Source organism: Mycolicibacter sinensis, assembly GCF_001667945.1.
GTDB lineage: Bacteria > Actinomycetota > Actinomycetes > Mycobacteriales > Mycobacteriaceae > Mycobacterium > Mycobacterium sinense_B.
On sequence record NZ_LZJK01000060.1, the window covers coordinates 20,298 to 40,714 of the forward strand.

General features: G+C 69.9%; 19 protein-coding genes and 1 pseudogene. 5 read left to right on the forward strand and 15 right to left on the reverse strand.

The window, feature by feature from the left end; all coding sequences use genetic code 11:
* Nucleotides 1–2: 2 nt before the first annotated feature.
* Complete coding sequence (locus A5694_RS08090; RefSeq protein ID WP_064921324.1) at nucleotides 3–698, forward strand: B-4DMT family transporter; 696 nt, start codon at nucleotides 3–5, stop codon at nucleotides 696–698.
* Here the strand turns inward: A5694_RS08090 and aroQ are convergent.
* The 11 genes from aroQ to A5694_RS08145 form a co-directional block, all read right to left on the reverse strand.
* The gene (gene aroQ, locus A5694_RS08095) at nucleotides 674–1,108 is read right to left on the reverse strand and encodes a type II 3-dehydroquinate dehydratase (RefSeq protein WP_064921325.1); all 435 of its coding nucleotides are present in this window, start codon (nucleotides 1,106–1,108) and stop codon (nucleotides 674–676) included. The two genes, A5694_RS08090 and aroQ, sit on opposite strands and share 25 nt — an antisense overlap.
* A complete protein-coding gene (gene aroB, locus A5694_RS08100; protein WP_064921338.1) occupies nucleotides 1,105–2,202 on the reverse strand; it encodes a 3-dehydroquinate synthase in 1,098 nt (365 codons plus the stop codon). Before aroB ends, aroQ begins: the two co-directional genes overlap by 4 nt.
* A 5-nt stretch (nucleotides 2,203–2,207) precedes the next feature.
* The gene (locus A5694_RS08105) at nucleotides 2,208–2,825 is read right to left on the reverse strand and encodes a shikimate kinase (protein ID WP_064921326.1); all 618 of its coding nucleotides are present in this window, start codon (nucleotides 2,823–2,825) and stop codon (nucleotides 2,208–2,210) included.
* 3 nt (nucleotides 2,826–2,828) lie between these two features.
* Nucleotides 2,829–4,046, reverse strand: coding sequence for a chorismate synthase (aroC, locus tag A5694_RS08110; protein ID WP_064921339.1), 1,218 nt, complete (start codon nucleotides 4,044–4,046; stop codon nucleotides 2,829–2,831).
* A 112-nt stretch (nucleotides 4,047–4,158) separates the two neighbouring features.
* Complete coding sequence (locus tag A5694_RS08115) at nucleotides 4,159–4,563, reverse strand: hypothetical protein (RefSeq protein ID WP_234786343.1); 405 nt, start codon at nucleotides 4,561–4,563, stop codon at nucleotides 4,159–4,161.
* A 170-nt stretch (nucleotides 4,564–4,733) separates the two neighbouring features.
* Nucleotides 4,734–5,162, reverse strand: a complete 429-nt coding sequence (locus tag A5694_RS08120) for a prepilin peptidase (protein ID WP_064921328.1) — start codon at nucleotides 5,160–5,162, stop codon at nucleotides 4,734–4,736.
* Nucleotides 5,163–5,172: 10 nt separating this feature from the next.
* Nucleotides 5,173–6,009, reverse strand: coding sequence for a shikimate dehydrogenase (locus A5694_RS08125; RefSeq protein WP_064921329.1), 837 nt, complete (start codon nucleotides 6,007–6,009; stop codon nucleotides 5,173–5,175).
* Nucleotides 5,987–7,240: an endolytic transglycosylase MltG gene (locus tag A5694_RS08130; protein WP_064921330.1), complete on the reverse strand. Its 1,254-nt coding sequence runs from the start codon at nucleotides 7,238–7,240 to the stop codon at nucleotides 5,987–5,989. The genes A5694_RS08125 and A5694_RS08130 overlap by 23 nt, the downstream gene beginning before the upstream one ends.
* Nucleotides 7,233–7,760, reverse strand: coding sequence for a Holliday junction resolvase RuvX (gene ruvX, locus A5694_RS08135; protein ID WP_064921331.1), 528 nt, complete (start codon nucleotides 7,758–7,760; stop codon nucleotides 7,233–7,235). The genes A5694_RS08130 and ruvX overlap by 8 nt, the downstream gene beginning before the upstream one ends.
* Nucleotides 7,757–10,453 (reverse strand): alanine--tRNA ligase, encoded by a 2,697-nt coding sequence (gene alaS, locus A5694_RS08140; protein WP_064921332.1) that lies wholly within the window; start codon nucleotides 10,451–10,453, stop codon nucleotides 7,757–7,759. The genes ruvX and alaS overlap by 4 nt, the downstream gene beginning before the upstream one ends.
* 90 nt (nucleotides 10,454–10,543) lie before the next feature.
* Nucleotides 10,544–10,936: a secondary thiamine-phosphate synthase enzyme YjbQ gene (locus tag A5694_RS08145; protein ID WP_109535636.1), complete on the reverse strand. Its 393-nt coding sequence runs from the start codon at nucleotides 10,934–10,936 to the stop codon at nucleotides 10,544–10,546.
* On the opposite strand from A5694_RS08145, the gene A5694_RS08150 reads away from it, so the two are divergent.
* Nucleotides 10,862–11,836 (forward strand): hypothetical protein, encoded by a 975-nt coding sequence (locus tag A5694_RS08150; RefSeq protein ID WP_064921334.1) that lies wholly within the window; start codon nucleotides 10,862–10,864, stop codon nucleotides 11,834–11,836. The two genes, A5694_RS08145 and A5694_RS08150, sit on opposite strands and share 75 nt — an antisense overlap.
* An 87-nt stretch (nucleotides 11,837–11,923) precedes the next feature.
* Here the strand turns inward: A5694_RS08150 and A5694_RS08155 are convergent, their stop codons facing one another.
* Both A5694_RS08155 and A5694_RS08160 read right to left on the reverse strand, forming a co-directional pair.
* A complete protein-coding gene (locus A5694_RS08155) occupies nucleotides 11,924–13,315 on the reverse strand; it encodes a replication-associated recombination protein A (RefSeq protein ID WP_428844265.1) in 1,392 nt (463 codons plus the stop codon).
* Between the two features lie 39 nt (nucleotides 13,316–13,354).
* On the reverse strand, nucleotides 13,355–14,215 hold the full coding sequence (locus tag A5694_RS08160) for a helix-turn-helix transcriptional regulator (RefSeq protein ID WP_064921335.1): 861 nt from the start codon (nucleotides 14,213–14,215) through the stop codon (nucleotides 13,355–13,357).
* A gap of 490 nt (nucleotides 14,216–14,705) precedes the next feature.
* Between A5694_RS08160 and gjpA the strand changes: the two genes are divergently transcribed.
* Together gjpA and A5694_RS24010 are read left to right on the forward strand one after the other, a co-directional pair.
* On the forward strand, nucleotides 14,706–15,800 hold the full coding sequence (gene gjpA, locus A5694_RS08165; RefSeq protein WP_064921336.1) for an outer membrane porin GjpA: 1,095 nt from the start codon (nucleotides 14,706–14,708) through the stop codon (nucleotides 15,798–15,800).
* A gap of 53 nt (nucleotides 15,801–15,853) precedes the next feature.
* Nucleotides 15,854–18,358, forward strand: coding sequence for a PGRS repeat-containing protein (locus A5694_RS24010; protein WP_165604290.1), 2,505 nt, complete (start codon nucleotides 15,854–15,856; stop codon nucleotides 18,356–18,358).
* Nucleotides 18,359–18,530: 172 nt separating this feature from the next.
* Here A5694_RS24010 and A5694_RS08175 read toward each other — a convergent pair whose 3' ends face one another.
* Nucleotides 18,531–19,640 carry an NDMA-dependent alcohol dehydrogenase gene (locus tag A5694_RS08175; RefSeq protein ID WP_064921341.1) on the reverse strand — a complete coding sequence of 370 codons (1,110 nt, stop codon included), beginning with the start codon at nucleotides 19,638–19,640 and terminating at the stop codon, nucleotides 18,531–18,533.
* A gap of 224 nt (nucleotides 19,641–19,864) precedes the next feature.
* Nucleotides 19,865–20,266 (reverse strand): annotated as a pseudogene (locus A5694_RS23165) (DUF3097 family protein); the annotation flags it as partial.
* Here A5694_RS23165 and A5694_RS24510 point away from each other — a divergent pair.
* Nucleotides 20,198–20,417, forward strand: a 220-nt coding sequence (locus A5694_RS24510; RefSeq protein WP_234786344.1) for a DUF3097 family protein, incomplete at its 3' end; no start/stop codon positions are given. The pseudogene A5694_RS23165 and the gene A5694_RS24510 sit on opposite strands and share 69 nt — an antisense overlap.

Sequence of the window (20,417 nt, forward strand, 5' to 3'; positions counted from 1 at the left end):
CCATGAGCAAGTGGTTTCTTCGCGGACTGGTCTTCGCAGCCCTGATGGTCGTCATCCGCCTGATCCAGGGTGTGTTGATCAACGCCTTCGAAGCGCAGGCGGGCCTGATCAGCCTGATCCTGATGATCTTGTTCGTGATCGCGGTGATGGTGTGGGGCCGCTCCGACGGCCGCGCCGACGCCCGAGCCAACCCCGACCCGGACCGGCGCGAGGACCTCGCCATGACCTGGCTGGGTGCCGGGCTGGTCGCTGGTGTCCTCAGCGGGGTCGTGTCGTGGATCATCGCCCTGGTCGACAAGGCGCTCTACGTCAGCACCTTGTTCAACGAGCTGACCAGTTTCGCGGCCTTCACCGCATTGCTGGTGTTCGTTCCGGCGGTGGCGGCGGTCACGCTGGGACGCCGTCGCGTGGACAAGGACTACGAGAAGATGCCGCACCGCCACCACGGCCTGGCCGCCCACGAGGACGCGCCTGCCACGGATGTGTTCGCCACCGTGGGCGCCGCGCCGGTGGCTGCCGAGGACGCCGCCGCGACCCAGACCGACGCGGGCGCGACGCTGGCCGGCCCGGCCGCGGGATTCACCACCGAGGAGTTCCCGGCCGTGGAGTACCCGGCCGACGAGACCACCGACACCAGCGAGATCCCCCCGATCCCCGACGAGGGCGGCCAGGCTCAGCCGGGCGACTCGGCCAGGTAGCGCAGCGCCAGCAGGTAGCCCCGCACCCCCAAGCCGACGATCACCCCGCTGGCGATCGGGCTCAGGTAGGAATGCCGCCGAAAGTCTTCGCGCGCATGCACATTGGAGATGTGCAGTTCGATCAGTGGCGCGCTCAACTCGGCGCAGGCGTCGCGCAGCGCTACCGAGGTGTGGGTCAGGCCGCCGGCGTTGAGGATCACCGGTTCGGCGGCGTCGGCGGCGGCATGAATCCACTGCAGCAGTTGCGCTTCGCTGTCGCTTTGGCGCACCACGACGTCGACGCCGAGTGCGCTCGCCTCGGCCTCGATCAGCGCCTGCAGGTCCGCATACGTGGTGTCGCCGTAGACATCCGGCTCGCGCAGGCCCAGCCGCCCCAGGTTGGGCCCATTGATGACGTTGATCCGGTTCACCGTCGCTCCAATCGGAAGCGCTTGCCCACCTCGTCGTAGGCGGCGGCCAGCAGTAGCGGGTCGGGCCCTTCCAGGCGGCCCGGCTTGGCCAGGCCGTCGAGCACCACGAACCGCAGTACCCCGGCGCGGTTCTTCTTGTCCCCCATCATGTATTCCAGCAGCGCCGGCAGCGCGCCCTCGTAGTAGTTGACCGGCAGGCCCAGCGACAGCAGGATCGACCGGTGCCGGTCGGCGGTCTCGTCGTCGAGGCGTCCGGTGACGCGGGCCAGCTCGGCGGCGAACACCAGCCCGACCGAGACCGCGTCGCCGTGCCGCCACTGGTAGTGCTCCAGCGCCTCGATCGCATGCGCGAGAGTGTGGCCGTAGTTGAGGATTTCGCGCAGCCCCGACTCCTTCTCGTCGGCGGCGACGACATCGGCCTTGACCGCGATGGAACGCCGGATCAGCTCGCCCAGTACCTCACCGGTCGGATCCATCGCGGCTTTCGGATCGGCTTCGATCAGGTCCAGGATCACCGGATCGGCGATGAAGCCGGCCTTGACGATCTCGGGCATGCCGGCGACGATCTCGCGCTGCGGCAACGTCTCCAGGGTGGCCAGGTCGACGATGACAGCGGTCGGCTGATGGAACGCGCCGACGAGGTTCTTGCCTGCCTCGGTGTTGATGCCGGTCTTGCCGCCGATCGCGGCGTCGACCATCGCCAGCAGGGTGGTCGGCACGTGCACGATCGAGATACCGCGCAGCCAGGTGGCCGCCGCGAAACCGGCCACGTCGGTCGCGGCGCCCCCGCCGAGGCTGACCAAAGCGTCGCGGCGGTCGAGGCCGATGCGGCCCAGCACCTCCCAGATGAAGCCCAGCACCTGCAGCGACTTACCGTCCTCGGCATCGGGGATCTCGATGCGGTGCGCCTCGATTCCCTTGTCCGCCAAGTAGGTTCGGATTCCCTCCGCGGTCGCCTCCAACGTCGGCTGGTGCAGGATCGCGACCTTGTTGCGACCGGCGAGCAGCTCGGCGAGATCGCCGAGCAAGCCTTTGCCGATCACCACCGGATACGGCGGGTCGGTGGCCACCGTCACGGTGATCGGCTCGGGAATCTCGGTCACTTGCGTCCTCCGGTCTGTCGTGCGGCCAGGGTGGCGGGAGTGGGCGGTGAATCGGCAGACACCGGTGCCGCCGGCGGCCGGGGCCCGGCGGCCCGGTCGCTGCGTTCGGCGGCGTCCAGCCGGGACACGATATAGCGCACCACCGCTCCAGGGTTGCGCCGGTTGGTGTTGACCCGGATCGTCGCCAGCCGCCGATACAGCGGCACCCGCTGGGCCATCAGTTCGCGGAACTTCTCCGCGCGGCCCGGCCCGGCCAGCAGCGGCCGTACCGTGCTGCCGCCGGTGCGCCGTACCCCTTCGGCGGCACTGATCTCCAGGAACACCACGGTATGCCCGGCCAGCGCGTCGCGGACCCCGGCGCTGGTGACAGCTCCCCCACCCAAGGACAGCACGCCGTCGTGATCGGCCAGTGCCGCGCGCACCACGTCCTCCTCGATGCGGCGGAACTCAGCCTCGCCGTCGGTGGCGAAGATGTCGGCGATGCTGCGTCCGGTGCGCGCCTCGATGGCGGCGTCGGTGTCGAGCATCTCGACGCCGAGCGCCTTGGCCAGGCGCCGGCCGATGGTGGACTTGCCCGCCCCGGGCAACCCCACCAGAACCGCTCTGGGCGCCACCGGCTATCCCGATGCCCGCGCCTGGTCGCCCACCGGCCCGCGCTCGGCCACCGCACGCCGGTATGCCTCGATGTTGCGCCGGGTTTCGGTCAGCGAGTCCCCACCGAACTTGGCCAGCGCCGCTCGCGCCAGCACCAGCGCCACCATGGCCTCGGCCACCACCCCGGCGGCCGGCACCGCGCACACGTCGGAGCGCTGATGGATCGCAACCGCTTCGTCGCCGGTGGCCATGTCGACGGTGGCCAGCGCCCGCGGGACGGTGGAGATCGGCTTCATCGCCGCACGCACTCGCAGGGGCTGCCCGTTGGTCATGCCGCCCTCCAGCCCGCCGGCGCGGTTGGTGGAGCGCACCACACCGTCGGGGCCCGGGTACATCTCGTCATGGGCCGCGCTGCCGCGTCGGCGGGCGGTGGTGAAACCGTCGCCGATCTCGACCCCCTTGATCGCCTGGATGCCCATGATCGCCGCGGCGAGCTGACTGTCGAGACGGTCGTCGCCGCTGATGAACGACCCCAGCCCGATCGGCAGGCCCGAGACCACCACTTCCACCACGCCGCCCAAGGTGTCGCCGTCGGCCTTGGCGGCCTCGATCTGGGCGATCATGGATTCCTGCGCTTTGGCGTCGTAGGCCCGGACCGGGCTGGCGTCGATAGCGGCCAGGTCGTCCGGCTGCGGCACCGGCCCGTCGTAGGCTTCGGAGGCGCCGATCGAGATCACGTGCGAGATCACCTGCACACCCAACGCCTGCTCCAGGAACGCCCGGGCAATGGTGCCCGCGGTGACCCGCGCGGCCGTCTCGCGCGCGCTGGCCCGCTCGAGCACCGGGCGGGCGTCGTCGAAACCGTATTTGAGCATGCCGGCGTAGTCGGCGTGGCCGGGCCGTGGCCGGGTCAACGGCGCATTGCGGGCCCCGCCTTCGGCGTCGAGTACGTCGGGATCCACCGGATCGGTGGCCATCACCGTCTCCCATTTGGGCCACTCGGTGTTGCCGATCTCGACCGCGATCGGGCCGCCCAGGGTGACACCGTGGCGCACCCCGGACAAGACGGTGACGGCGTCGGCTTCGAATTTCATCCGAGCGCCGCGACCGTAGCCGAGGCGACGGCGGGCGAGTTGGGCCGCGATGTCAGCCGAGGTGACGGTCACTCCGGCGACCATGCCCTCGACCACGGCGACCAGCGCGCGACCGTGTGATTCCCCGGCGGTTATCCAACGCAACACGTGTCCCATCTTCCCATGCCGGTGTTGGGCGCCCCGGGTTGGAGGACCCTACGGTTGCGCATGCAGACGGCTCAGTACGGCGAGAAACGCCGGGAGCAACCCCGCGAGGGACTCAGGAGCCGTTCTTGAGGATCAGATAGGTGACGGCGTCGGGGCCGTTGCTGGGCGAGGTCACCGCGTTGAGCTGGCTGCCCGCGTTGCCGACGATGCCGTCGAGGATGCGGTCGAAGTCCTCGGCGGAGGTCTGCGGGTCGATCAGCACCAGCGGGGATTCGCCGGGCGCAACCGCGGTACTGGGGTCCAGCAGGTAGCCGCCGAGCGAGTCGGCATTTCCGGCCGAGGTCTGCGCGAACAGGTCCAGCCACTGCACGGTGGCGTCGGTTCCCTCGGCGTTGGACAGCGCAACGGCGGGAACCTGCACGTCAGGAAGGGACGGCGAGGCGATGTTGGTGGCCAGCACGGCACCACCGACGACGACCGCGGCAGCGGCCACACCCCCAATTACGGCTCGCTTCACGGTCACCCCCTTTGAAACCCACGACCCGGTCAGCACAAGTCAATACTGCGATATTAACTAATAGCGGGCTGAGGAGCAAACGTTTCCTGTCAAGGCTAACCACGGCGTTAATTTGTTTCGCTTATCTCGACGTCGGCGGTGACCTCCATAATTGGCCGAACGAGGCGTCCTCAGAACATTCCCAGACCTGCCGCCAGCGCGCTGGCCAGGCACATCGATGGGCCGTGCGGGATGGAGGGCCCCCGGCGCCCCAGCGCGGCGAGCAGGCCGCACACCCCGGTCAGCAGCGGAGCGCACAGCGCCGCCAGCAACCACACGTCGGCGCCGAAAGAACCGGTCAATGCGCCGAGCCCGGCGGCGAGTTTGACGTCGCCGGCGCCCAGCCCGGCTGGTGCGATCAGGTGCACGGCCAGATAGACCGCGGTCAACGCCGCCGCCCCGGCCAGCGCCGCAGTCCCCCGCCCGGCCGCGGCCGCGACAGCCGGCGCCAGCACCGCCGCGGGCAGGGTCAGCCAGTTCGGCAGCCGGCGCTGCCGGATGTCATAGCCGCTCAGCAGGATCAGCCACGCCACCACCAAAACCGCCCCCACCGCTTCCACGGCGTCATGCTCAGGCCGGGTCGGCGATCGCGCAAGTCATCGCCGCGCGGGGCGCAGGCCGGCCGGTGAACAGCTCGACTTGGGTGAACGCTTGGTGTAGCAGCATCTGCAGGCCGCTGATCACCGTGCCGCCCGCCGCGGTGACCGCCGCCGCCAGCGGCGTCGGCCACGGGTCATAGATCGCATCGAGCAGCACCGGCACCCTCGCCAGCGCCGGCGCGTAGCCGGCCGCGACGTCGGCCGGGAGGGTGCTGACGGTCACCGAGGCGGATCCGGCCGCCTCGCCCAGCGCGGCACCATCGAGGGCGCAGTAGCGGGCCGGCACCCCGACGTCGGTGGCCAGGGCGACCACCCGGGCGGCGGTGTCGGGATTGCGCGCGGCCACCGTGATGTGGCTGGCCCCCAATTCGGCCAACGCCACCACCGCGGCCGGGGCGGTGCCGCCCGACCCGAGCACGATCGCCTCCCCCGCCACCGGACCGGCCGATGTCAGCGCCCCGCTCACCCCGTCGACGTCGGTGTTGTCGGCCAGCCAGCCGGTCGCGGTGCGCACCAGGGTGTTGGCGGACCCGATCCGCTCGGCGCGCGGGGTGCGCTGATCGGCGAAGGCCAGCGCGGCGAACTTGCCCGGCATGGTGACCGATACGCCGACCCATTCCGGCCCGAATCCGGCTACCAGCGCCGGCAGCTGCTCGGCGTTGCACTCGATGCGGTCATAGGTCCAGTGCGGCAGACCGAGGGCCCGGTAGGCCGCCAGGTGCAGTTGCGGTGAGCGGGAGTGCGCGATCGGCGACCCCAGAACGGCCGCCTTGCGCGGCCCCGGCTCAGCGGGAGCTGTCGAGGACACCGTTGTCCAGCGCCATCTCGATGTTGTTCAGGTGCTGTTGATAGTTGTGGGTGAACAAGGTGGTGCCGTCCTGGTCGATCGTCACGAAGTACAACCAGTCGCCCGGCTCCGGGTGCTCGGCGGCCCGCAGCGCCTCGGTGCCCGGGGAACAGATCGGGGTGGCCGGCAGCCCGGCGGAGGCGTAGGTGTTCCACGGCGTCACCTTGGCCCGGTCGGCGTCGGTGGTGGCCACCTCCTGGCGGTCCAGCGGATAGTTGACCGTCGAGTCGAACTCCAGGCGCTGGGGTTCGTTGAGCCGGTTATCGATGACCCGGGCGACCTTGGCGAAGTCGTGCGGCAGCGCTTCGCGCTGCACCAGTGACGCCACGGTCAACAGTTCGTAGGGGGACATGCCCAGCTGCTCGGCGGTGGCGGGCAGACCGGATTTAGCCAGCTCGGCGGTGCTCTGGCCGATCACCTTCGACAGCACCACCGGTGCCGGCGCAGTGGGGTCGACGTTCCAGGTGCCCGCCGTGATCAGCCCCTCGATGCGGCGGTGGTCGTGGCCCATCTTGGTGACCGGCCCCAGCGCCCACTCCGGCACCGACAGGGCCTGCGGGGTCTCCGCCGCCGCGGCGCGCCGCAGATCCTGCACGTTGAGGCAGTGGCGATCGCCGTTGAGTTCCAGGCAGCTGGCCTCGGCGATCAGGGTGAACACGCCCGGGGTGACCGCGTTGGTCTTCATGTCGGTGGTGTCGTCGAGTTGGCGGCCTTCCGGGATCACCAGCTTGCCCACCCGGTTGGCCGGGTCGGTCAGTTGTTGCACCGCGGTGGCGGACGGGATCTGGGCCCGCAATCGGTAGAAGCCGGGCTGGATGGCGGCGATGGCACTGTTGTGCTGGGCGACGTCGAGGAACTTTGCGACGTTGGCGATCACCCCGGCGCCGTACATGGTCTCGGCGATGGCGGTGGTGAAGTCGCCCTCGTGGACCTCGATCAGCACCTGCTGGCCACCCTCACCGGTGTAGTCGAGGAGCGGGCCGCGCGAGTGCCACAGCTTGGAGCCGAGGAACACCCCGGTGATCACGGTCAGGGTGACCAGCACGATGCCCAGGCCGCCGACGACGCGCCGGTGCCGGTGGCGCCGGCGTTGCCGCCGATCCTCGCGGGCCCGCTGGGTCCGGCTCATCCGGCGGCGCGGCGGTCCGACCGCCGCGGGTTTGGCCTTCGTGGCACGGTTGTCGTCAGCCACCGTTGTCCTCCGTTGGCGCCGCCGCGGGGCACGAGGCACGGCGCTGGTCGAGCCAGCTCTGCAAGATCGTCACCGCGGCAGCCTGGTCGATCACCGAGCGCTGACGTTTGGACCGCACCCCGGCCGCCTGCAGGGACCGCGCGGCGCTGACGGTGCTCAGGCGTTCGTCAGCCAGCCGCACCGGGGCGCGCCGATTCCGCTTGGCCAGCATCCGGGCCAGGTCGTCGGCGACCGCGATGGCGTCCTGCGCGGCCGATCCCGTGCGGTCGGCCAGGGTGCGGGGCAGCCCGACCACCACTTCGACCACGTCGAATTCCTCGGCCAGATCGGCCAGCCGGCGCAGGTGCGACCCGGAGGCGTGCCGGCGGACGGTCTGAACCGGCGTTGCCAGCAGGCCGTCGGGGTCGCTGCACGACACCCCGATGCGCACGCTGCCCACATCCACCCCGAGCCGTCGTCCGCGGCCGGGATCGTCCGGCCCGCCGGGCCGGTCCGGGGTGCGATGCTGCGGGAAGGTCACGCCGGCGCGCTCCGGGCGACCGCCGCACGGACCGCCGCCAGGGCGGCGTCGATGCCGGCCGCGTCCTTACCGGAGCCCTGCGCCAGGTCGGCCTTGCCGCCGCCGCGGCCGGCCACCGCCGCCGCCAGGTCTTTGACCAGATCGTCGGCGCGCAACCCGAGGTCCCCGGCGGCGCTGTTGGTGGCGACGACGTAGGGCACGCTGCCGTCCGAACCCGAAGGCGGGTCGGCGATCAGCGCCACCACCGCCGGGCCCTCACCGAGTTTGCCGCGGATGTCGCCGGCCAGCGAGCGCAGATCGCCCCCGCCGATCCCGCCGGACATCCGCTGCGCCACCAGGCGCACGTTACCGACTTGTTCGGCGCTGGCGGCGGCATTTGCCGCAGCCGCGCGCGCATTGGCCAGCCGGACGCGGTCGAGTTCCTTCTCCGCAGCCTTGAGGCGCTCGACGAGGTTTGCTACCCGGGCCGGCACCTCTTCCGACGGCACCTTGAGCGAGGACGCCAGGCCGGCCATCAGTGCCCGTTCCTTGGCCAGGTGGCGGAACGAGTCCAGCCCGACGTAGGCCTCCACCCGGCGCACCCCGGAGCCGACCGACGATTCACCGAGCAGGGTCACCGGGCCGATCTGCGCCGAGTTGTGGACGTGGGTACCGCCGCACAGCTCCAGCGAGAACGGCCCGCCGATCTCAACCACCCGCACCCGCTCCGGGTACTTCTCGCCGAACATCGCCATGGCGCCCATGGCCTTGGCCTTCTCGAGCTCTTCGGTGAAGGTGTGCACCTCGAAGTCGGCCTGCACCGCCTCGTTGGTGACCTCTTCGACCTGGCGGCGCTGTTCGTCGCTGAGCGGGCCCTGCCAGTTGAAGTCGAAGCGCAGATAGCCCGGCCGGTTCAGCGAGCCGGCCTGAACAGCATTGGGCCCCAACACCTGCCGCAGCGCGGCGTGCACCATGTGGGTGCCGGAGTGGCCCTGGGTGGCACCCTTGCGCCAGCCCGGGTCCACCGCGGCGGTGACGGTGTCGCCCTCGACGAACTCGCCCGACTCCACATTGACCCGGTGCACCCACAGGGTTTGGGCGATCTTCTGTACGTCGGTGACCGCGGCCTTGGCTGGCCCGGCGCTGATGGTGCCGGCATCGGCGATCTGCCCGCCCGCTTCGGCGTAGAGCGGCGTGCGGTCCAACACCAACTCGACGCGGTCTGCGGCAACGTCTTCATGCGACACCACCGGCACTCGCTTACCGTCCACGAAGATCCCGAGAATCCTTGCCTCCGAGGACAATTCATCGAACCCGGTGAATTCGGTGGGGCCGGCGTCGATCAGCTCCCGGTAGGCGCTCAGATCGGCGTGGGCGTGTTTGCGGGCGGCGGCGTCGGCCTTGGCGCGTTGGCGTTGCTCGGCCATCAGGGCGCGGAACCCGGCTTCGTCGACGGCCAGACCGGCTTCGGAGGCCATCTCCAGGGTGAGTTCGATCGGGAAGCCGTAGGTGTCGTGCAGGGTGAAGGCGTCCTTACCGGACAGCACGGTGACCCCGGCGGACTTGGTGGCCGCCGCGGCTTCGTCGAACAGCTTGGAACCCGAGGCCAGGGTGCGGTTGAACGCGGTCTCCTCGGCCACCGCTATCCGGGCGATCCGGTCGAAGTCGGTGACCAGTTCGGGATAGGACGGGCCCATCGCGTCGCGCACGGTGGCCATCAGCTCGGCGACGATGGGACCCTCGATGCCCAGCAGCTTGGCCGAGCGGATCACCCTGCGTAGCAGCCGGCGCAGCACGTAGCCGCGGCCGTCGTTGCCGGGGCTCACCCCGTCGCCGATCAGGATCGCCGCGGTGCGCGAGTGGTCGGCGATGATCCGGTAGCGCACGTCGTCGGCGTGGTTGCCGGTGTCATAGGGGCGCGCGGCGACGGTGGACACTTTGTCAATGACCGGCCGCAGCAGGTCGGTTTCGTAGACGTTGTGCACGCCCTGCAGCAGGAACGCGACCCGTTCGATGCCCATCCCGGTGTCGATGTTCTTGCGCGGCAGCGGCCCGAGGATCTCGAAGTCCTCCTTGCCAGCGCCTTCGCCGCGCTCGTTCTGCATGAACACCAGGTTCCAGATCTCGATGTAGCGGTCCTCATTGGCGACCGGGCCACCGTCGACACCGAATTCCGGGCCGCGGTCGTAGTAGATCTCCGAGGACGGGCCGCAGGGTCCGGGGATGCCCATCGACCAGTAGTTGTCGGCCATGCCGCGGCGCTGGATCCGCTCGAGCGGCAATCCCGCGATCTCCTGCCACAGCGCGATGGCCTCGTCGTCGTCGAGGTAGACGGTGGCCCACAGCCGGTCCGGGTCCAGCCCGTAGCCGCCGTCGTCGACGCTGTTGGTCAACAGGGTCCAGGCCAGCTCGATCGCGCCGCGTTTGAAGTAGTCGCCGAACGAGAAGTTGCCGGCCATCTGGAAGAAGGTGTTGTGCCGGGTGGTGATGCCGACTTCGTCGATGTCCGGGGTGCGGATGCACTTCTGGATGCTGGTGGCGGTGGTATACGGCGGGGTGCGCTGGCCTAAGAAGTACGGCACGAACTGCACCATGCCGGCGTTGATGAACAACAGATTCGGGTCGTCGAGGATCACCGAAGCACTGGGCACCTCGGTGTGGCCCGCCTTCACGAAGTGATCGAGGAAACGTTTCCTGATCTCGTGTGTCTGCACTCTAAAGTCGCTTTCCCGCCGTTATCTAGACCGCACTACAGTACCGGGCTGCCGATCGCCTCCTTGACGCCAAGAGCCTGCGGTCGGCAATCAGGCGCTGTCGACGAAACTCAGCCGCACCGACCGCCGGGGGTTGTCCCGGTTGAGGTCGACCAGCACCACGGACTGCCAGGTGCCCAGCAGCGGTTCGCCGCCGGCCACCGGCACCGTGATGGACGGCGCCACAATCGCCGGCAGCACGTGATCGGCACCATGGCCCGGGGAGCCGTGCGCGTGCCGGTAGCGGTCGTCGCGCGGCAGCAGCCGCTCCAAGGTGTCGACCAGGTCGGCGTCCGAGCCGGCGCCGGTCTCGATGATCGCCACCCCGGCTGTCGCATGGGGTACGAACACGTTGCACAGCCCGTCTTGGTGGGCGGCGCAGAACGCCCGCACCTGCGCGGTGAGGTCGACGGTGCGACGCCGCGCGGTGTCGACGTCGAGAATTTCGGTGTCCATCACCGTCCAGCCTACGGGCGCGTCACCCCGGCGAGCAGACACAGAACCGCACGTTTAGGCCGGTTCGCGCACGAGGCGATCGACACCGCCAACCAGATCTTCGGCCAGGTCGGCGGTCCCGGACATGTCGCCGGGCTGTTCTCCGGACCCGATACCGACGCCCAGGACACCGCGGCGCCGTTCGCCGCGATGCAGGGCATGGACCCGCAGATCCTCAACGGTCTCGTCGAGGTCGATGGCGGGATCTTCGCCAACCAGCCGGTGCTGAGCCTCGGCGGCATCTACTACGACGTGGCCGTGGTGCTGTGGATGTTGGGAGGGGTCAACGCTTTTCGGATCCCCGGCGCCGATGAGTACAACGGGGTGGTCGTCAACGACAATTACACCGCGGCCGTCAACGCGATGAACGCCGCGGCCCTTGACAATCCGGTGGTCGGCGACGACGGCAACATCACCGACGTCGCCTACAGCAGCGAAGCCTCGATGATGATCTGGACCATGCTCAACGTCAAAAATCCCGACCCGATGGTGCTGGTCAACACGCTGATCGCCTCGCTGGACAACGGCGGCACGCCCGCGCTGGTCCCCAACGCCGGACTGATCCAGGTCGAGGGCAACCCCACCGACGGCTGGACCTTGGTCAGCTGGGCCGGGCAGGACGTCCCAGAGAATCCCGGAGCGCTGGGCGATCTGTTCCTGATCTGGCGCGATCTGGTGCTGCCGCCACAAGTGGCGCTCGACCATATTCTGGACGCCCTGGCATCCGGTGATTCGGCCGCGCTCACCGACGCCTTCCAGGACGGACTGGCCAGCATCTCCGCGGCGCTGGACAGTGTTCCTGACACGGTGACCAACCTGTTCGCCGAGCTCGCCGCCGGCACCTGGTGACCAGCAACCGCCGCCCCGAATCGGAATTTCACGACACTTCGCCGGCGAGTCGCGTCGGGAAATTCCGATTCGGGGCTGCCGGCTCAATCAGCGGCGGCGGATGATGGCCCGCAGCTTCTGCAGTCGCCCGCCGATCTCCCGTTCGTTGCCGCGTCCGGTGGGCTGATAGTAGTCGGCGCCGACCAATTCATCAGGCGGATATTGTTGTGGCACAACGCCGTCCGGGTGGTCGTGGGCGTACCGGTAGCCGACCGCGTTGCCCAGCGCCTGCGCGCCGGAGTAATGGCCGTCGCGCAGATGCGCCGGCACCGCCCCGGCCTTGCCGGCCCGGATGTCTCTCATCGCGGCGCCGAGTGCGGTGGTCACGGCGTTGGACTTCGGGGCGGTCGCCAGGTGCACGGTGGCGTGCGCGAGGGTCAGCTGCGCCTCGGGCATGCCGATCAGCTGCACGGTCTGGGCGGCGGCCACCGCGGTCGGCAGTGCAGTCGGGTCGGCCATCCCGATGTCCTCGCTGGCCAGGATCATCAACCGGCGGGCGATGAACCGCGGGTCTTCCCCGGCGACCAGCATCCGGGCCAGGTAGTGCAGCGCGGCGTCGACGTCGGAGCCACGCACGCTCTTGATGAACGCACTGATGACGTCGTAGTGCTGGTCGCCGTCGCGGTCGTAGCGCACCGCGGCCTGATCCAGCGACGCCTCCACGGTTTCGACAGTCACCCGCTCCCCTGCCTCGGCCGCCACCTCCAGCGCGGTCAGGGCACGGCGGGCGTCGCCGGCGGCCAGCCGGACCAGGAGATCGACCGCATCGGGTGCCACCTCGATGCGTCCCCCCAGGCCGCGGTCGTCGTCGATGGCGCGGTGCACCACCGTGGCGATGTCCTCGGGCCCCAGGGGACGCAGCTGCAGGATCAGCGAGCGGCTGAGCAGTGGGGCGACCACCGAGAATGACGGGTTCTCGGTGGTGGCCGCCACCAGCAGCACCACCCGGTTCTCCACCGCGGCCAGCAGCGCGTCCTGCTGGGTCTTGGAGAACCGGTGCACCTCGTCGATGAACAGCACGGTCTGCTCGCCGTAGGCGGCGGCGCGCCGGGCGGTGTCGATCACCGCGCGCACCTCTTTGACCCCGGCGGAAAGCGCCGACAGCGCCTCGAAGCGCCGTCCGGTGGCGCCGGAGATCAGTGAGGCCAGCGTGGTCTTTCCGGTGCCCGGCGGGCCGTAGAGGATGACCGAGGCCGCCCCGGAGCCGTCGACCAGCCGACGCAGCGGGGATCCCGGGCCGAGCAGGTGGTCTTGGCCGACGACTTCGTCGAGGGAGGCCGGGCGCATCCGGACTGCCAGCGGCGCGGACGTGCCCGCGCTCGGTCCGGACCCCTGCGGTCCGGGGGTCGGGTCTCCAGTCTCATTCGGCGGTCCCAGCTTCGCCTCTCCGTCGTCGAGCCTCGCTGAACCGCCGGTCAGGTCGAACAGTCCGTCGGACACGCCTTCAGGCATACCACGCGAGTTCGGCGCCGGAGTAGGTCACGGATCGAGGGGGTACTGTTCGCGCCAGCTGCGCGGTGACACGCCGTGGACCTTGCGGAAGAGCCGGGCGAAATACCCCTGGTCCGGTAGACCGACGCGGCGGGCGACCTCACCGACCGGCAGTTCGGGATCGTCGAGCAGCCGACGCGCCTCGGCCATCCGGCGCTCGGTGATCCAGTCCTGCACGGTGCGGCCGGTGCGGCGGCGCATGACCGTAGTCAGGTGCCCGCCTGATACAGCCAGTTCACGTGCCACATCGCGCAACGACAGCGGTTCGGCGTGGCGCCGGTCGATCACGGCCAGGGTCTTGGCGACCAGCGGATCACCGGCCCGGCGCACGCCGTCTTCCACCTCGTCGGCCAGCCGAGCACAGTCGATGAGCAGCACCGTCAGGTGCGCCAATGCTGCCTCTCGGTACCCGCGCCGGCGCGCGGCCAACTCGGCTTCGATTGCCTCGATCGCAGCATCCCAGACCGCTCGCCGGTCAGCCGGCAATTCCAGCGGCAGCCGCCCGCCGTGGCGTTCGTGCAGGAATACGAAGAGCTGCGGGTGTTTTCGCCAGGTCGACCAGGGCGCCCGGCGATGCTCGCCGAGGGCGGACGGGTCGAAGAACAGCCCGACGCCGTCGTCGTCACGGCGAATGTGGGTGGGGTCGACGATTTCGCCGGCGGCGATCAGGTGAACGAGTCCCGCCTCGCGGGCGTACCACAGCGCCGGGAAGTTGTGGACGTGCTCGCGATCGGACAGTTCGTGGTGCCCGAACCGGACCACCGAGACCGGCGGCGTTCGCGGGTCGGCCGGGTACTCGTGGACCGGCACCCCGCGACGCCTGCCGATCAACCGGGTCAACTCAGCCATTCCTCAGATCGTCCCAGTATTGGCAAGGATCGTCCGACTTTTTGGGAACCTCATGCTCGACCATCTATTCAGGGCCGCTGGCGTCGCGGCCGACACGCCGCCAAGCGCGGCGCGGACCCCACCGCCGACGGTCGGCGCACCGCGGTGGAGTATGTGCATTCCCTGAGTTTCCATGGACGCGGCCGAGTTATACCGCTTCATTCTTATGCTGCTTACATTCATGTTTCCCAGCCCTCTCGGCTCCGGCGCGCCCTAGGGTACGTAACACTCGTGCTGCAGAGCAGAATCAGATTCATAGTTAGCACTTGATCTTTCATCCCGGAAAGACGCCTGCACTGCGATCGAGAGCACCTGGGCTCACCCCGGTCACCGACCGCCTTCGAACAGGATAGAACGAGTTCTAATTTCTTGTATACAAATCAGGGGACTCTCAGTTAGCATCGTGATCGTTCGACTCCGTGCTGTGCATCACTAACCCGAAGGAGACCCCTTGCACGCCACAGTTCGCCCCTACGCCACCGCCGGCGTGGCACTGATCGGGGCCAGCCTCATCGCGGTCACGCCGCTGGCCGCGCCGTTGACGGCGCTGCCCGATGTTCAGTCGCCCGCGGTGGCGTTGACCGGGGCGTTCCAAGACGTCCTCAATGCCGCGTCGGCGAATGTGACGACGATGCTCAACAACTGGTACCTCGCGCCTGGCGTGGGTATGCAGCAGTTCTGGGCGAACCAGATGGATTACTGGGACCAGCTGCTCAACGACCCGGCGGGCTCCGCCAACGCCGTCAACGAGGAGATCCAGAAGCACCTCAACGCGGTGATCTCCGGGTTCGGACTCCAAGACACCACCGATGAAACCCATGCCACGGTCCTCAATCACACGATGGACGCTAACCACGCGTTGATGTTCGGACAGGTTTCTAACTACATTCCCGCTGACGTCGACGCCAGCCAGATCATGCCGATCATCGAATGGCTGGGATCCCCGCAGAGCGCGATCTTGATGGGAATGATCGGCCCGGGCATCAGCCCGTGGATCGCCCTGCTCAACAGCATCACCGACCATGACAGCCTCGGCGACACGTGGGCGAACGTGACCGGCGCCTTCTTCAACGGCGCCACCTTGAACCTGGATGCCCTGCTACCGACCATCAACGGGCTCGGGGTCTTCCCAGCCGGCATGAGCATGGACCACCTCGACATCGCCTTCGGCGGGCTGTTCTCCACCGGCGCCGCGCAGGTCGGCCCCTACGAGGTGCTCGGCCCCGGCGGCGAGGTCGCCGCCTCGGTGCCCGCAGTCGGCGGGTCGATCTTCCAAAGTGTCGGTATCGAATTCAGCGGGGTGCCCGTGCTGGGCTCCCTCGATCTCAACAGCGCAGCCATCGGCCCGATCGCGGCCTGGCAGGCCTGGGGCCAAACCGTCGGCGCATTGCTCGGCTCCGGATGGGACGGCAAGGGCCCGGTCGTGGTCACCCCGCCACTTGCCGGGGCGGAGCTGCCCCTGCTGCCTACCGACACCCTCGATGACGGCGGCGCCGGTGCCGCCACCGATGCGTTCGGCTGGCTGGGAGACCTACTCGGCCTCTGAAACCCATAAACCGTTATCCCCCGACAAGACTGCTTGAAAGAGGTACCTCCACGATGAGTCGTCATCACACGCACCCGCGCCGGCACGCCCGCGCGGTCGGCGCCGCCAGCGCCGTCGGCGCGTTCCTTGCCTTCGGAATGGCCCCTGTAACCACCGCACCACCGGCCCAGGCCGACGAATTCGATTGGATCGCCGATCTTTTCGACCCGTCGTCCTGGTTCGCCGTCGAACCCGCCGACGCCGGCACCTTCGACATGACCTCGATGCTCGACCAGTGGTTGTATGAACCGCTGCACACCTCGATGGAAGCCTGGATCAGCAGTGACTTCGGGGCCATGGTGAACGGCTGGATCAACACCTCCGCCGGTCAATTCCTCATCGGCGACGGCGCCGATGGCACCGCGGAGCACCCCGACGGCGGCAACGGCGGACTGTGGTTCGGCGACGGCGGCGACGGTTGGGACAGCACCGAGGCCGGGGTGGCCGGCGGCAACGGCGGCAACGCCCCCGGCTGGCTCGGCGACGGCGGCAACGGCGGCGACGGCGGCGCCGGTGCCAATGGCGGCAATGGTGGCGCCGGCGGCACCTGGATGGGCAACGGCGGCGCCGGCGGTGCCGGCGGAGCGTCGCTGGATCCCACCATCATCGGCGGTGACGGCGGTATCGGTGGCACCGCCTCGGCCTGGTTCTTCGGCAACGGCGGCAACGGCGGGATCGGCGGGGCCGGGGCCGACGGCGCAGCCGGCACCTACGCCAACGGCGGTACCGGCAACGGCGGCAACGGCGGCCACGGCGGCAACGGCGGGGCCGGCGGCCGCAGCGGCTTCATGTTCGGCAACGGCGGCAACGGCGGCGACGGCGGTGAGGCCGGCGCCAGCGGGGACGGCGCCACCGGCACTATCGATCACGTCGATGGCGGCGACGGCGGATTGGGTGGCTGGGGCGGAGCCGGCGGCGCAGCCGGTGCGCGCGGCTCCACCATCTACTCTTCCCCGGTATACGGGCAGGCCGGGCACCTCGGCGCCGGCGCTGACGGGGGCAATGGCGGCAACGGCGGCAACGCGTACCAGGACGCGAACGGCAACTACCTCGGCGACGGCGGCAACGGCGGCGACGGCGGTTATTCCAACGGTCTCTTTGCCCGGACCGGCGCCGGTGCCGATGGCGGCAGCGGTGGCAACGGCGGCGACGGACTCAACGGCGGCAACGGCGGCAACGGCCAAAGCGCCACCGCCAGCAACGGTGGTTCCGAGCCCGGCGGCAAGGGCGGCGACGGTGGTAACGGTGGCTTCGCCAGCGCCGGCAAGGGCGGCAACGGCGGCAACGGCGGCAGCAGCCGCGGTGGTGGGGCCGGTCTCGGCGGTAACGGCGGCGACGGCGCCACCGACGACGCCACCGTGAAAACCATCGGCGGCAACGGCGGCCGCGGCGGAAGCACACTCGGTGCCGACGGCGCCGGCGGCCGCGGCGGCAACGGTGGCACCGGCACCTACGCCGGCGGCAACGGCGGCGCCGGCGGCGGCGGTGGCCGCGGCGGCTACGCCGGGGGCGACGGCGGTGACGGCGGGACCAGCACCGGCTGGCAACACGACGGTGTCACCTATAGTCACGGCGGCAACGGCGGTGACGGCGGCAGGGGCGCTACTCCCGGTACCGACACCGCAGCCGGTGACGGCGGCGCCGGGGGTGCCGGCGGTAACGGCGCCACCGGCAACAACGTGGTCAGCATCGGCGGCAACGGCGGCAACGGCGGCGCGGGCGGAAGCGCTTCCGGTGGTGTCGCAGCCGGTAACGGCGGTAGCGGGGGCGCCGGCGGCAGCGGCACGGCATCCGGCGGTAACGGCGGCAGCGGCGGTAGTGGCGGTAACGCCACTGTCCCGCTGACCGGGGGCACCGGCGGCACTGCAGGTAACGGCGGTGCCGGGGGCGCCGGCGGAGACAGCGGCGGCGTCACGATGCCCACTGACAACCCCTACGGTGCAGGGCCCAGCCATGCCGGCAATGGTGGCAACGGGGGCAACGGCGGCACCGGCACGTCAGATGCCGGCGGCACCGGCGGCGATGGCGGTGCCGGCGGTGCTGGCGGTAATGCGCAAGGCACCGTCAACGGCGGCAACGGCGGCACCGGCGGAACCGGCGGCACCGGCTTCAAGGGCTCAGTCGCCACCAACCCCGCACATGCGGCCGGCGGCAATGGCGGCGACGGTGGCGTCGGCGGCAATGGTGGCCAGGGCGGCGCCGGCGGTACCGCAGTCTCCGGCAACGGCGGCGCGGGCGGCAACGGCGGTGCGGGCGGAACCGGTGGCGCCGGCGCCAGCGGCGGCAACGGTGGTACTGACAGTGCCGGCACCCAACTCGCTGGCGGCAACGGCGGCAACGGCGGGGCAGGCGGCAATGGCGGCCAGCACGGCACCGGCGGAGCCAGCTCCAGCGGGACGGCCGGCGCAAACGGGACCGGCGGCGCGGCCGGCAACGGCGGCGCCGGGGGCGCCGGCGGCACCGGCTCCCCCGCCGGGCAAGCCGGCACCGACGGTACCGACGGCCAGCCCGGCCAATAGTTCACGCACACCCGTCGGCCCCCTTCAACGGCGAAGGGGGCCGACTGGTGTCCGTTACCCAATCTGTCATTCGGGGTCGCAGCGTCCGACGGCATGGTCGTCGTGACACGAAACATCGGACGCTTCACGGCATTCGGAGTCCTGGGAGCGGTAGCGCACCTCTGGTCCGAACTTAGCGGTGCACGATCACCCCGCGGATGTTCTTGCCGTCGCGCAGATCCTGGTAGCCCTCGTTGACTTGTTCCAGGGTGTAGCGGCGGGTGATCAGCTCGTCGAGTTTGAGCTGGCCGGCGTCGTAGAGCCGCAGCAGCCGCACGATGTCGTACTGCGGGTTGGCCCCACCGAACAGGGTGCCCTTGATGGTCTTGCCGAACAACGCCAGCTGCGAACCAGAGATATGCACGTCGAGGTCCTCCAGCTTCGCCAGCGCGGCGATCACCACGGTGCCGCCCTTGCCGATGGTGTTGAACGCCGCGGTGGTGACGGCCTCGTCCAGGTCGCCGACGGTGATCAGCGCCTGATCGGCCATCTGCCCCCAGGTCAACTCGGCGACCTTGACCATCGCCTCCTCGGCGGTGGCGAAGGCATGGGTGGCGCCAAGCTTGAGCGCGGTGTCCCGCTTGAATTCCACCGGGTCGACGGCCACCACATACTTGGCGCCGGCGTGCGCGGCGCCCTGCACCGCGTTTATGCCGACGCCGCCGACGCCGTAGACCACCACGGTGTCCCCGGCGCGCACCCCGCCGTCGTAGTTGGCGCTCGCCCACCCGGTGGGCACCCCGCAGCCGACCAGCACCGCGGTCTCCAGCGGCAGCCAGTCATCGACCTTGACCACCGAGTGCTGCGAGACCGTCGCCCGCTCCGCGAAGGTACCCAGCATGCAGAACCCGCCGTAATCGGTTCCGCCCGAATGGAATCGGAAAGTGCCGTCGGGCATACAGCCCTCCAGGATGGTGGCGCCCATGTCGCACAGGTTCTGCCGGCCGGTCGAACAGTACCGGCACGCCCCGCAGCTGGGGATGAAGCAGCACACCACGTGATCGCCGGGCTTGACCTTGGTGACCCCGACCCCGACGTCCTCGATGATCCCCGAGCCCTCGTGCCCGCCGACGATGGGGAAGCGCGCCGGCCAGTCGCCGTCGGCCAGGTGCAGATCCGAATGGCACAGCCCGGCGGCGGTGAACTTGATCAGCACCTCGCCCGGGCCGGGCCCGTCGAGGTCCAACTCCATGATCTCGAAGGGCTGGTTGGGCGCATGCGCCACCGCGGCAATTGTTTTCATGCCCGCCATCCAACCCGCTCGGGTGACGGTGGTGTGCCGATTCAGCCGGATTGGCCGGGATACCCGGCTGCGTCAGCCTGCGCTGATGCCGGGCGGCGAATACGCCGGTTCGTCACGGGTTGGCGAATCGGCGAGTGCGTCTCGGCGACGACGCGACCGTCTCGCCGCCGTCCCCAGCGATGTTCTCGGGTCGGTGCGGTAGCGCAATACCTCGCGACCAGATCTCAGGCCGGTGCGGTCACAAAGTCGATCAGCTCCTCGACCCGGCCGATCAGCTCCGGCTCCAAATCGGTCCAGTCGCGCACCCGGCCGCGGATGCGCTGCCAGGCCGCGGCGATGTCGGCCTGGTCGGCGTGCGGCCAGCCCAACGCGGCGCAGATGCCGTGCTTCCACTCCACCTTGCGTGGGATCGTCGGCCACTGTTCGAGCCCAAGCCGCCCGGGTTTGACGGCCTGCCAGATGTCGACGTAGGGGTGTCCGACGATCAGGGTGTGCGCGCCGCCGGGGCCGCGGCGCACCGCCTCGGCGATGCGGGTCTCCTTGGAGCCCGCGACCAGGTGGTCGACCAGCACGCCGAGCCGCCGGCCCGGTCCGGGCTGGAATTCGGCCACGATGCCGAGCTGGTCGAGCAGGTCTGGGGCGACGACCTGCGCATCGAGGGCGTAGTGGTCGAATACCTCGGCGGCATCGACGATCTGACCGGCATCGTGGCCGAATTCCAGCCCGGACCGGGCCGGCGGCTCGGCGTGCTGGTCGACCACCTGGTCGCGGGCTCCA